At 28.9% G+C, this 12,228-nt stretch carries 11 protein-coding genes and 5 tRNA genes; 4 read left to right on the forward strand and 12 right to left on the reverse strand.

Translation table 11 applies throughout. From position 1 onward, the window contains the following. Nucleotides 1-358: 358 nt before the first annotated feature. Nucleotides 359-1,297 (reverse strand): GNAT family N-acetyltransferase, encoded by a 939-nt coding sequence (locus ABF633_RS19755; protein ID WP_415526271.1) that lies wholly within the window; start codon nucleotides 1,295-1,297, stop codon nucleotides 359-361. A gap of 470 nt (nucleotides 1,298-1,767) precedes the next feature. On the opposite strand from ABF633_RS19755, the gene ABF633_RS19760 reads away from it, so the two are divergent. Beyond that, nucleotides 1,768-2,934, forward strand: a complete 1,167-nt coding sequence (locus tag ABF633_RS19760) for a class I SAM-dependent methyltransferase (RefSeq protein ID WP_415526273.1) — start codon at nucleotides 1,768-1,770, stop codon at nucleotides 2,932-2,934. 331 nt (nucleotides 2,935-3,265) lie between these two features. Continuing rightward, nucleotides 3,266-3,910, forward strand: coding sequence for a DUF4230 domain-containing protein (locus ABF633_RS19765; RefSeq protein WP_415526275.1), 645 nt, complete (start codon nucleotides 3,266-3,268; stop codon nucleotides 3,908-3,910). Nucleotides 3,911-4,235: 325 nt separating this feature from the next. Here ABF633_RS19765 and ABF633_RS19770 read toward each other — a convergent pair whose 3' ends face one another. From ABF633_RS19770 to ABF633_RS19785, 4 genes are all read right to left on the reverse strand, one after another. Then, nucleotides 4,236-4,421: a hypothetical protein gene (locus ABF633_RS19770; protein ID WP_415526277.1), complete on the reverse strand. Its 186-nt coding sequence runs from the start codon at nucleotides 4,419-4,421 to the stop codon at nucleotides 4,236-4,238. Between the two features lie 114 nt (nucleotides 4,422-4,535). Then, entirely contained in the window at nucleotides 4,536-6,047 is a 1,512-nt protein-coding gene (locus tag ABF633_RS19775; RefSeq protein WP_415526279.1) for a carboxypeptidase M32, read from the reverse strand. Nucleotides 6,048-6,076: 29 nt separating this feature from the next. Beyond that, nucleotides 6,077-6,238 carry a hypothetical protein gene (locus ABF633_RS19780; protein ID WP_015613537.1) on the reverse strand — a complete coding sequence of 54 codons (162 nt, stop codon included), beginning with the start codon at nucleotides 6,236-6,238 and terminating at the stop codon, nucleotides 6,077-6,079. A gap of 24 nt (nucleotides 6,239-6,262) precedes the next feature. Next, entirely contained in the window at nucleotides 6,263-6,958 is a 696-nt protein-coding gene (locus ABF633_RS19785; protein ID WP_415526281.1) for a hydrolase, read from the reverse strand. A gap of 572 nt (nucleotides 6,959-7,530) precedes the next feature. On the opposite strand from ABF633_RS19785, the gene ABF633_RS19790 reads away from it, so the two are divergent. Together ABF633_RS19790 and ABF633_RS19795 are read left to right on the forward strand one after the other, a co-directional pair. Further along, a complete protein-coding gene (locus tag ABF633_RS19790) occupies nucleotides 7,531-8,472 on the forward strand; it encodes an ABC transporter ATP-binding protein (protein ID WP_415526283.1) in 942 nt (313 codons plus the stop codon). Next, on the forward strand, nucleotides 8,472-9,656 hold the full coding sequence (locus ABF633_RS19795; protein ID WP_415526285.1) for an ABC transporter permease subunit: 1,185 nt from the start codon (nucleotides 8,472-8,474) through the stop codon (nucleotides 9,654-9,656). The genes ABF633_RS19790 and ABF633_RS19795 overlap by 1 nt, the downstream gene beginning before the upstream one ends. 230 nt (nucleotides 9,657-9,886) lie before the next feature. Here ABF633_RS19795 and ABF633_RS19800 read toward each other — a convergent pair whose 3' ends face one another. From ABF633_RS19800 to ABF633_RS19830, 7 genes are all read right to left on the reverse strand, one after another. Continuing rightward, nucleotides 9,887-10,426, reverse strand: a complete 540-nt coding sequence (locus ABF633_RS19800; RefSeq protein WP_415526287.1) for an NAD(+) diphosphatase — start codon at nucleotides 10,424-10,426, stop codon at nucleotides 9,887-9,889. A gap of 114 nt (nucleotides 10,427-10,540) precedes the next feature. Next, on the reverse strand, nucleotides 10,541-11,230 hold the full coding sequence (gene sfsA, locus ABF633_RS19805; RefSeq protein WP_415526289.1) for a DNA/RNA nuclease SfsA: 690 nt from the start codon (nucleotides 11,228-11,230) through the stop codon (nucleotides 10,541-10,543). Nucleotides 11,231-11,683: 453 nt separating this feature from the next. Next, nucleotides 11,684-11,760 (reverse strand) — tRNA-Arg (locus ABF633_RS19810). Nucleotides 11,761-11,767: 7 nt separating this feature from the next. Continuing rightward, a tRNA-Gly gene (locus ABF633_RS19815) sits at nucleotides 11,768-11,841 on the reverse strand. Between the two features lie 6 nt (nucleotides 11,842-11,847). Then, nucleotides 11,848-11,922: transfer RNA gene (locus ABF633_RS19820), tRNA-Gly, on the reverse strand. A gap of 7 nt (nucleotides 11,923-11,929) precedes the next feature. Next, nucleotides 11,930-12,013: transfer RNA gene (locus ABF633_RS19825), tRNA-Leu, on the reverse strand. A gap of 60 nt (nucleotides 12,014-12,073) precedes the next feature. Further along, a tRNA-Glu gene (locus ABF633_RS19830) sits at nucleotides 12,074-12,148 on the reverse strand. Nucleotides 12,149-12,228 lie beyond the last annotated feature (80 nt).

Here is a 12,228-nt window from a genome sequence, read left to right on the forward strand (position 1 = left end):
AAGAATTGCTGGTTTACTTATTCTTATACTCTGTTTAATTTTCAAAGATCAATTTCTGTCATCTGACAGCTTTTATATAATATCATTATTATTATTTGGTGTCAATACTTAAAAAAATATTTTTCCTACACCTATTAATAAAATATTGCCTTGTTCTTTGCAACATGTAGTATGATAACATAGTAATCTATAATATTTTATTATTTAAACGTCATTCAACAGAATTACTTTCTTCATAATACTATTATCATCAAAATTCATTAAATTACTATTATTGATACACCTGGACAAGTATATAATAATTTTTATAGACTCATTAAACATTATAGAGTTTAGATATTCTCACTATGACGTCTTATTATTCTTTAGTTTTGTAAAATGTAATATGATCCTTCCATTCCCCATTAATAAAAAGATACTTTTCATTAACTCCTAATTCCTTAAACCCACAGCCTTTTAATACTGATTGAGACTTTTTGTTATCAATTAAAGTAGATGCTTCTAATCTGTGGAGCTCCATCTCTTTAAAAGCATATTCAATAATCTTCGCTAATGCCTCTTTCATGTATCCTCTTCCTTCATATTCTCTATCCATAGAATATCCTATTATTCCGCTCTTAAATACACCATAGATAACACCAGATATCTGTATTTTACCTATAAATTTTTTATCTTTATATATACCAAAACAAGCTGCTGTTCCATTTATAAACTGCTTATAATTGTCCATTAATATTTGATGCTGGGCCTCAATTGAATAAAAGCTATCCTCTCTTTTAGGTTCATAGGGTTTTAAGTGCTGCTTATTTCTAATATAATATTCTAATAAATCTATTGTATCATCAGGAGTTAATATCTTTAAATTTATATTATTAGCCTTAAGTCTTACAATATTTGTAGTATTCAAGCTACCATAAATATTATAATTTATTCCAAATAGCAATTCACTTTTTCTTAAATTATTATAAAAAATGCTATCTGTTATTATACCTTCCAAAATGAATCCTAAGTCACTAAAAGGCCCTTTAGGGGTTTCTTCATCCACAGATATATTTATTTTATATATTTGTTTATCCCTAAATAAAGAATCTATAAAAAGCTTAATTGCTTCCTTAAGATACAATACTCCTTCGGAATCATCTCTATAAAATTTAATTTTAGCATAACAGTATTTATTTTCTTTAGAAGCATAAATAATATTTATTCTCCCGATTGTTATACCTAACTTATCCCTTATTATATATTCATTTTTAGAACCCTTGGCTAACTCCATATTTATGTGCATATCTTTAAGCATTATAATATCACCTGATTTTTCATGAGATTTATTCTAATTTACTCCATTTAAACATTATATCATAGATTTTTTCCATTGCATCATTAATTATCTTTGAAAAGCTTCTAATACCTTAAAGATTTTTTAACTTTAATCTGTGAAAGCAATCATAATATTTACAGCTAGTCATCGTATCAATGAATCTTACTCAGTGGGGGTTTGTATTCCCACTGAGTTTAGATGAATTATCCAGAGACGTAGCCACTCTTTACTGCCACTTTGAAGAAGATGGGAGTATTAGAGTGGATAGTCATCGGATAAAAATTTTCACATCGCAGGTTAATAATAGATATATCATCTTCTAAGGATTAATTAATCAATCTAGGTTAAAATAATAACTATTAATCCAAGATAATTATATGCAGATAATTTTAATCCTATTGTATAATAAAGCTATAATATTTTTGAAAGGCATAAGGGTGATAATCAATATGAATAAGCAAAATTTAAATAAGCTAAAATTATTTCTTGTTGGAATTAAAAGTAGATTTCAAAGTGATAGTTCCACATTTAATGGTATAACAGTTTCATATACCGCAGGTTTAAAGGAATTTAAGGGTAACGGTATATATTCTAATAATAAAATTAGATATAATTTTAATGGTAAAACAGAAAATCTATCTATAGATGAATTAATAGATAAAATAATACTTAATGCAATTAATTATGATTCCCTAGCATTAGTATATAGTGAAAGAGGTTCCAATCTATTAATTTCAGCAGATAATAAAGATGTAAAAATGTCCAATATTGCTGTAAAAGAAAAGGAATCTACAAGTGATAATCATAATTCTACTTCCTCTCTCTTAAACCGTAATTATTATATTAAAATTGGTAAAGCAGATGCTCTTTTAAAAGAATTGGGCATAATGAGTAAAGATTCTAAAATAAAAAATGATAAAATAAGAAAATACAATCAAATAGACCATTATGTAGAATTACTTGAAGGAATAATTGATAAACTTCCAAAAAATAATACAATAAATATATTAGATTGTGGTTGTGGAAAATCCTATTTAACTTTTGTACTTAACTACTATTTAACAGAAGTAAAGAAAATTAAGTGTCACTTTATCGGCCTTGATCGTTCAGAAGAAGTTATCAAATCTTCTGAAAAAATGGCTAAAAATTTAGGTTACAGGAATATGGAATTTAAAGCCTTAGATATAAAAGAATATAATCCAAACAAAAAAATTAATGTTGTAGTATCTCTCCATGCCTGTGATACAGCTACAGATATGGCCATAGCTTTAGGTATAAAAGTTGAAGCCAATGCCATAATTGCTGTACCTTGCTGCCATAAAGAACTTGCAAGTCAATATAAGTATGAACCCTTTAAAGAAATACTGAAGCATGGTGTATTTAAAACACGTCTTGCAGATGTATTAACCGATGGTATGAGATCTCTTATGTTAGAAGCTAAGGGCTACGATGTGTCTGTAATTGAATACATATCCCCTTTAGAAACACCTAAAAACCTTATGATAAGAGCGCTTAAAACCAAAGACGAAAATGAAAATTTATTGAATTCTTATATTCAGCTTATGTCAGATTTAAATGTCTACCCAGCTCTATATGATTTTATTAATAACTGGTAAGTTTCCTCATAGAAAAGCTTTATTTTAAACATATTTTTGTAAATAAATTTATTAATCACTATCTTAATAAATTTATATCACTATAAAAATCTATTAAACTAAAATAAATTTTTATAGAAACTATTTAATCAATTAATCTTACTTAGTGTGAATTTTGTACTCCCATTAAGTTTAGATGAATTACCCAGACACTAGTCAAGGTATAAACTCTTTTTAACGATTTTATTAACGAAATATTCACTTTAATTGACATATTTTATCTATTAATAAGTACAATATATGATAAAATATATAATAATAAAAATTAAAATTTAGGATGGTGTTAAAATTAATGAGGGTAATTGTTAAAAAGAGGACAATTATACTAATGCTATTGTGCCTAGCCATAGGTTTTGCCTTTGCTTATAGAATTTATGTTACACCTAAAGCTGATTCTAAACCCTGGACAATCACTAAAACAGCAGATGGTTCTAAAAAATTTATTACAAAGGATACTTTAGTAACTCAGATTAAACAAAAGCAAAAACTTATAACTACTGAGGTAAATTTAAATCAAAAAATGACCATAGATAATAGTTGGGGAAGCCTTAGCATTTTTAAGAAAATGCAAAACATAGATTTTATAGGCACTGGTATTTACGTATTAGATCTTTCTAATATAAATTCTGATAATATTAACATAAATAAAAATTTAATATCCATTACCTTACCAAAACCTTCTATAGAAACTATTACTTTAGATGAAGAAAAAACAGTATATGAAACTCCTGAAAGAGGACCACTTAGATTTGGTGATATAAAATTATCTCCTGAAGAACATGAACAATTACTAGGAGTTGTAAAAGATAAGATGAAAAGTAAGATGCTGCAAGATCAATATTATAATACAGCTATAGATAACTCTGAGAAATCAATGAAAACTTTAGTTCAATCTCTATCAAGTAGTAACTATGACATAAACATCAGCTTTCAATAATATTGTATTTATGGACATGCTTTTTAATTTAACCTGACTAACTTGGCGTAAGTCTCCCACGCACTCTGTGAAAGTGATTCACACCAAATTAAAATTTGGGTTCTCTACTTTTCTTCAAGTGGGAGTTCAACGCCAAGTAAGCCATGCATTTGCAGTTCTAAATTTCAGATGGGGTAAAAGAATACCCACCTGAATTAAGAACTTGCTTCAATTTCTTGTGCTTAAAATAATAAATTCTTAGATTCATATATAGTAAACTAAACTTCATGTGAATCTAAGAATTATAATAGGGATATTTTGTATCTACCTAAACTTTGTATTTTTATTAATTTATACTTATCATATCTTTCATCTCATTAAATAGGCCTTTCGAACACTTATCTCCCCTAAAATTTATGCAATTGCTGCAGCTTTCACTAAGCCTTCCTACACTCATAGTAACTATTTTAAACTTAGTTTCATAAGAACCACAATTCTCTGCTACTACACTTTTCATTTCACTGTCAAGCATATAAACACCGCCTATATTGTTTTTTTATTATTATTACTCAAATTATGAAAAAAATTCTCTTTAATAATAAAAAGCCAGTATAAAAATCAATTAAATTTTTATACTGGCTATAGGCTAATTTATGTTATATATTTTTTTAAATTTTTCATTTAAATATTCAATGAAATATTTCTCTGAAAGTTCCTCTCCTGTTACCCTTTTAATTAATTCTGTAGGCTTATATATTGCCCCATATTTATGAATATTCTCCTTTAACCATTTATGAACAATAGCTAAATTACCTTCAGATATTTTTTCATAGATGTCAGGTATATCTTTCTTCATCTTATTTAAAAATTGAGCACCATAGAGATTACCCAAAGCATAACTAGGAAAATAACCGAAACTACCATCAGACCAATGTATATCTTGTAATACACCCTCTGCATTATTTTTAGGCTCTACTCCCAGATATTCTTTATATTTTTCATTCCATATATTAGGAAGCTCTTCTACGGAAATATCACCATTTATAAGTAATTTTTCAATTTCATATCTTATTATTATATGTAAGCTATAGGTTAACTCATCAGCCTCTGTTCTAATCAATGAAGGTTCTACAAAATTAATTCCTCTATAAAAATTCTCTAAAGATACATCTTTAAATTGTGGAAACTGTTCTAATGCTTCTGGGTAGAAAAAATCCCAAAAATACTTACTCCTACCTATTATATTTTCATAAAATCTTGACTGCGATTCATGAATACCCATGGAAGCTCCCTGTGCAAGAAGAGTTCCCTGAAGGGTATCTGGAATATCCTGTTCGTATATTGCATGACCCGCTTCATGTATAAAGCTAAATAGTGCTGGTCTAAAATCATTTTCATAATAATGAGTAGTTATTCTAACATCTTTATTACCGAAATTAGTAGTAAAAGGGTGCGTAGATTCATCTACTCTACCTGCTCCTTTAAAATCATATTCCATCTTACTCATTATCTTTTTTGCAAACTCTTCCTGAGCCTCTTTTGTAAAATTTCCATTGAAGAACTTAATATCAGGACTACTGCCGGACTCTTTAATTTTATTTAATAATTCTACAATTGCATCTCTTAAATTGCCAAATACCTTATCTAATTTTTCTGTAGTAATACCTGGCTCATATATGTCCAAAAGAGCATCATATCTATTCTTTTTAAAGCCCCAGTAATCAGCAAATTTTTGATTATACTCTACCATTTTTTTTAGATGAGGCTGGAATATTTTAAAATCCGATTTCTTTTTAGCCTCTTCCCAAGCGGCTCCTGAAATAGATCCTGCAACTACATATTGCTTGTATTCTTTTTTAGGTATTTTATTATTTCTTATATAATCCTTTGATATTTTCTTTATAGTTCCTTTAGTTATATCATCTAGGTTCTTGGAATTACTAAAAAAATCAATGTATTGTTTCATTTTTTTTGATGTAGATATCTTATAGCTTTCTCCAGAAAGATAACCTAATATTTCACTTCTATATTCAACTGCCTTACTAGGCATATTAACAATACTATCCCATTGTATCAAAGCTATTGAACTTGTTAAATATTCTAGCTTTTTCAAATATTCCTTTAGACCATCTAATTTTTGTTGAAATTCTCTTGCCATTTACATACCTCCATAGAATATAATATTATTTAACTACATAATACTGACTCCGTTTCTCTACAGTATCTTGTAATTAAACACTGCCCCAGATTTCTAGGACATTTTTTACACATACAATCCGTAACTTTACCATCACAATTACCATTTTTTAATTCCGAACAATACTTGCAATTTGCTCCTTCTTTAATCATTTATAACACCTCTATATAGAACATCTACTTCTGTCTATTTTCTTGTTCCTTATATCTTTCCCTATAAGTATTCATTATTCCGCTAAAAATCTTAGCACTAGTTGGCGGTGTATAGGTTATTGCATTGGCACCAGCCTCAATAGTTTCCATTATTGATTCCTCAGTAGCTCCTCCAGTTGCTATAATGGGGAAGTCAGGAAATTGTTCCCTTATTTTTCTAACTATATATGCAGTTCTCTTTGCGCCTGTAACATTTAAAATTGTAGTTCCGGCATCAATTCTAGCCTGAATATCATCATACTCAGAAAGCACACTTACAACGATGGGTACATCTACAGTTTCTCTTACAAGTCTTATGACTTCATTAGAGGTAGGTCCATTTAGGACGACTCCCATAGCACCTTTGAACTCCGCATCTAAGGCTAAATTTATAACTCTCTTTCCCGTAGTCAATCCTCCGCCTACTCCACAAAATACGGGTACATCTGCTGATAAAACCAGAGCTGCTGTAATTACAGGTTGGGGAGTAAATGGATATACTGCAATAACAGCATCTGCATTAGTATTTCTTATTATTGCAACATCTGTAGTAAAAACAAAAGATTTTAGTCTTTTACCAAATACTCTTATGCCACTTGCATTTCTTATAACCTCTGGTAACTCTATCATATGACTTCTTAAAGTTCCCTTTATATCTGGAACAAATTTATTATTACTCATATACTCACCTCTAACCATACTTTTACTTGAACTTGTTTTTTAATAATTACAAATTGAAAAAATTAAAATACAGACTAGAAATTTTAGAACTCAATATACAAATATTTCTAAAACTATATTATCACGTTAACTTTAATTTTACTACATTTAAACAATAATTGTTACTTAGATTTAATAAAATAAATTTATTTCACGACTAATCACTATAACACTCCACAGCATTCTATGAAAGCAATTCACACATTGTAATAAATTATCTTGAGTAAAAAATAGTTATTTTATTTAAATATTGAATATGATCTATTATTATGTAAATATGTAATTTGCATTGTAAATTATACATCTATGGAAAATAGCATTGACAGAATTATTCGTACAGTGTACTATTTAAATATAACACGTCCCACAATATTAGTTATAAGCCTAAAACACTACGATAGTTAATTAGTAGATAAATTACTTATTAATGTAATATTTGTTATAATATAATTGCAACTTTAAAATTATTATGTTATATATAATAATAGTTTTATTCTACTAATAATTACTAATTTACAAGGAGGTTTTAATTCATGTCTTATGTACTAGAGGTAAATGATCTTTATAAAACTCTTGGAAAAAGAGAGATTATAAAGGGAATAAGTTTTTCAATAAAAGAGGGTGAAATTTTTGGATTCTTAGGCCCCAATGGTGCTGGAAAAACTACTACAATAAAAATGCTTGTAGGACTTATTTCCCCTAATAGAGGTTCCATCAAAGTAATGGGGAATGATATACAGACAAACAAAGTTGAAGCATTAAAAAATGTAGGTGCTGTTGTAGAAACACCTGAATTATATACATACTTAACTGGAAGACAAAATTTACAACAACTTGCAAGAATACAAAAAAGCATAACTGAAGAAGATATTGAAAATATAGCTGAAATTGTTGGCTTAAAAGACAGAATTGATGACAAAGTAAAAAAATACTCTCTTGGTATGAAACAGCGTCTTGGTCTTGCTGAAGCATTAATAGGAAAACCTAGATTTATAATACTAGACGAGCCAACAAATGGATTAGATCCTACAGGAATTATAGAATTTAGGAATATTATTAAAAAGGCAGCAAAAGAAACAAAAACAGCTGTATTTATTTCATCTCATATTTTAAGTGAAATTCAGAAGCTCTGCGATACTGTAGCTTTTATAAATAATGGGGAAATACAATCTATTGAGACCATAAATGGCAATTATAATGCTGATGATACTACTGTAGATACTAAAGAAAAGTTTGAACACGTTGTTATCAGTACAAAAGAAAAAGAAAATTGTATTAAAATTCTGAACTCAATAAATTATATTAAAAATGTAACTGAAACCGAAAATGAAATTAATATAGAAATTACTGAAGGCTCTGTTCCAAATCTAATTTTTAATCTAGCAAAAGAAAACGTACCTGTTGAGGAAATATATAAGAAACATTTAAAATTAGAAGATAGATATATAGAACTAGTACAAGGAGGAAATAAATAATGCTTGGATTGATATCAAATGAATTTATAAAATTGAGATATAGAAAAAAGTTTATAATTACTGTGATAATTCTAGCAGCGCTTTGTGCATTATTCGCTTTTGCTGATGTAAAATTCTCTAAGCTCCAAACTCCCGATGCACAAATAAATACCTATAAGCAGGCTGTTACTTCAATTCAAAATGAAAAAAATAATACAAAAGATGAAAAAAGACAAGCTCAACTTCAAGATCAAATAGATCAGATCAACCTTCAAATTAATCAACTTCAACTATCAAAGGCCGCAGATTCAGATAACTGGAAAGATAGTTTAAATAATAGCATAAACGAATTAAAACAGCAGAGAGATACTGCATCTGATTTAACTGAAGCAAATTCAAAAGAATATTTTAATAAACAAATTATAACCAATCAATATTACATTGACCATAACATAAGGCCAGAAAAAAGTGGAGATGTATCAGCACAATCATTCTTGCAAGGATTAATTGCCCTAATAGGTGCAATTTTTATACCTATTATAATAGCTATACTTGTAGCTGATATTGTTTCTGGAGAATATACCCCACCTACAATGAAAGTATTATTAACCAGACCTATTACAAGAAATAAATTACTTTTATCAAAGTTTTTATCTGCCATATTATCAAGTTTTGCAGTAATTATAATAATAGAATTAATTTCTTACGTAATAATGGGTTTAATCTTCGGTTTTGGAAATCCTCTAAATCCAGTAACTGTAGGTACCACCTACACTAAAGCCATTATATCAGCTACTGCAGGACAAACTTCATTAATACCCGTATTTGGAAGTACATCAATAATGCCTGCATGGCAGTTTATTATACTTATATTTTTATTTCAACTAATTTATATATTTGCTTGTTCATCTATATTTTTCTTACTTTCTACAATTTTAAAAAGCAGTTCAATATCCATGACTATAAGTATTCTTATACCAATTGTATTTATAATACTAGGTCAAATACCTTATTTACAGAAAATATGGCCTTTCTTATTTACAACCTATGGTTCTGCTGGAAGCGTACTAAGTAACTCTTTAGCTCCTAGATTGGGTGTAACCTATGCAACACCATTATTCTCTGTTATATTTTTAATTGCTATAGGCATTATTTGCTATATTATTTCTCATGTCGTATTTAGAAAAAAAGATTTATTATTATAAAATATACAAAAATTAAAAGATTATTTTAGAATAATATCTTATGTAAAAACCCATATAGCAAACATACTTTAATTTGTAAAAAAGCTTCTAATATCACTATTTTTTCATAAATTTAACGCCTATATACTATTAAAAAGAAAGAAAATAATCGGCTCAAAATGTACTAATATACATTTTGAGCCGATTATTTTTAACATATATTTTATGTAACTTTTATATTTAATTTTTTATTATAACTTACAGCTTCCATCATCACATCTATAGGCCTTTTTATCTTTATACCCTATATTTTCAAGTACTTTTCTTACTACGCTTTTTCCTATTTCATCTTCGCACATTTCACAGAGTGCATCCTCTAAATTGCTCCAATCAACCCACTCTACTTCATCCGACTTTATTATATCGCCGCTTTCATATTTCACCATAAATGTCAGCATTATTATTTCTCTTGAGGATAAATAATAACTTCCTAAATACTTTGGCTCTTTCACAATTATTCCGGTTTCCTCTTTGACCTCTCTTAGTACTGTATCTTCTACAATCTCTCCATTAGTTACATATCCTGATACTAATACTTTTGAATGCTTAAAAATATAACTTTGCTTTAACAGCAATATTTTATCATCTTTAACAACTGCTACTATTACACAAGGTGTAGGAGTATCAAAATACATAATATCGTCTTTTGGACAATATGGAACTCCACCCTCATCATAACTAAACTTTTCCTCTAATTTCCCACCACATATAGGACAATATTTAAATTTCATAATTATAAGTTATCCCCCTAAGCTATAATCTTATTATTAGTTATAGAAGCTAATTTAAGTTTTATTTTATTTATATAAACATTATAAGTAAAATAAAACTTAATGTACATTATTTTATAATATAACATCTATTTCACTAGATATAGTTATAAATTTTTCTCCCACATTACATTCATAGGCAAAAATATCAACTTGACTTTCTTTAGCTTTTCTAAGTGCTTCTCCAAACTTATGATCCATAGAATCGTACGGACTAAAAGACTTCATATTATCCATTTGAAGAACAAAGATAACGCCTGCATTCATTCCATCATTTTTCACATCAATTAGCTCAATTAAATGTTTTCTTCCTCTATCTGTAGGTGCATCTGGAAATTTAGCCTTACCCTCCTCCTCATATGTAACTCCCTTTACTTCCAGATAATATATGCCACCCTTAGAATCTGTAAGTTTAAAATCAAATCTACTATTACCATAGCTTTTTTCCCTCTCTATATTAGTGAAACTTTTTAGTTTTTCTATTTTTTTTTCTATTAATGCTTCGTGAACTACTTTATTGGGTATTTGTGAATCTATATTTATAAGTTTATCTCCCTTATAGGCAGCAATTAGATCATATTTAGTTTTTCTATTCACGCCATTTTCTTCTCTTAAAATTACTGTAGAGCCAGGGATTAATATTTCCTTACATCTTCCAGTATTAGGCACATGAACCATAATAATTTCGTTATTTAATTTTACATATGCTTGGAATCTGTTAGGTCTATTTATAAATTGTGCAGATATTGTATTATCTATATTCATATCATCATCTTCCATTCAATATAATATTATGACACACTTAACAAAAAACTATCAGTATTCTTATAAACTACTAAAAATTAAGGATAATATCAACATATAATGTTAATAAGTTATACACAGTATATATTATAACTCTATAAATACTTATATTATAAGGGCTTAGCCATGTATATAAGTTATTAACATTATACACAGCACTATATATTGATAATTTATATTTTTAAACTACAAAATATATAAAAATTATTACATTTATTCACAGCTTCCTGTTAATATCTATAAGAAACTGTGGATAAGTTTAAATCTATCCACAGTTTCTTAAAAATTTTAACATAAAACTTCAATTTAATAACAAAACAATTATAAATTTATCTTATTTATCCGACGACTATCCACTCTAATACTTTCATAAGATAACAAAAAAGAACCTTCTATATTTCAAGAAGATTCTCTTGGTGCGTCTTAAGGGATTCGAACCCCTGGCCCACGCCTTAGAAGGGCGTTGCTCTATCCAGCTGAGCTAAAGACGCATTTTATTGGAGCGGGTGAAGGGAATCGAACCCTCGTAACCAGCTTGGAAGGCTGGCACTCTACCATTGAGTTACACCCGCATATATTGGAGCGGAAGACGAGATTCGAACTCGCGACGTTCACCTTGGCAAGGTGACGCTCTACCACTGAGCCACTCCCGCTTAAAATTGGTGCAGGTGAAGGGAGTCGAACCCCCATGCCATAGGCGCTAGATCCTAAGTCTAGTGCGTCTGCCAATTCCGCCACACCTGCACAAAATTTATAAACAAATGCTTAGTTAAACATACTAAGGTAAAACCAAGCATAAGTAATTGGTGACCCCTACGGGACTTGAACCCATGATACCACCGTGAAAGGGTGGTGTCTTAACCGCTTGACCAAGGGGCCATAAAATAGTATTAAAAATACTATAAACCCAGCATCGACCTACTCTTCCACAGGGCTACCCCTGCAGTACCATCAGCACA

The sequence above is a fragment of the Clostridium sp. genome, from assembly GCF_047718555.1.
Lineage (GTDB): Bacteria > Bacillota > Clostridia > Clostridiales > Clostridiaceae > Clostridium_I.

Excerpts from the sequence above, each read along its gene's own strand:
- ABF633_RS19755 (WP_415526271.1), bottom strand. The coding sequence starts at position 1,297 with ATGCTTAAAGATATGCACATAAATATGGAGTTAGCCAAGGGTTCTAAA.
- ABF633_RS19760 (WP_415526273.1), top strand. The coding sequence starts at position 1,768 with ATGAATAAGCAAAATTTAAATAAGCTAAAATTATTTCTTGTTGGAATT.
- ABF633_RS19765 (WP_415526275.1), top strand. The coding sequence starts at position 3,266 with ATGAGGGTAATTGTTAAAAAGAGGACAATTATACTAATGCTATTGTGC.
- ABF633_RS19770 (WP_415526277.1), bottom strand. The coding sequence starts at position 4,421 with ATGCTTGACAGTGAAATGAAAAGTGTAGTAGCAGAGAATTGTGGTTCT.
- ABF633_RS19775 (WP_415526279.1), bottom strand. The coding sequence starts at position 6,047 with ATGGCAAGAGAATTTCAACAAAAATTAGATGGTCTAAAGGAATATTTG.
- ABF633_RS19780 (WP_015613537.1), bottom strand. The coding sequence starts at position 6,238 with ATGATTAAAGAAGGAGCAAATTGCAAGTATTGTTCGGAATTAAAAAAT.
- ABF633_RS19785 (WP_415526281.1), bottom strand. The coding sequence starts at position 6,958 with ATGAGTAATAATAAATTTGTTCCAGATATAAAGGGAACTTTAAGAAGT.
- ABF633_RS19790 (WP_415526283.1), top strand. The coding sequence starts at position 7,531 with ATGTCTTATGTACTAGAGGTAAATGATCTTTATAAAACTCTTGGAAAA.
- ABF633_RS19795 (WP_415526285.1), top strand. The coding sequence starts at position 8,472 with ATGCTTGGATTGATATCAAATGAATTTATAAAATTGAGATATAGAAAA.
- ABF633_RS19800 (WP_415526287.1), bottom strand. The coding sequence starts at position 10,426 with ATGAAATTTAAATATTGTCCTATATGTGGTGGGAAATTAGAGGAAAAG.
- sfsA (WP_415526289.1), bottom strand. The coding sequence starts at position 11,230 with ATGAATATAGATAATACAATATCTGCACAATTTATAAATAGACCTAAC.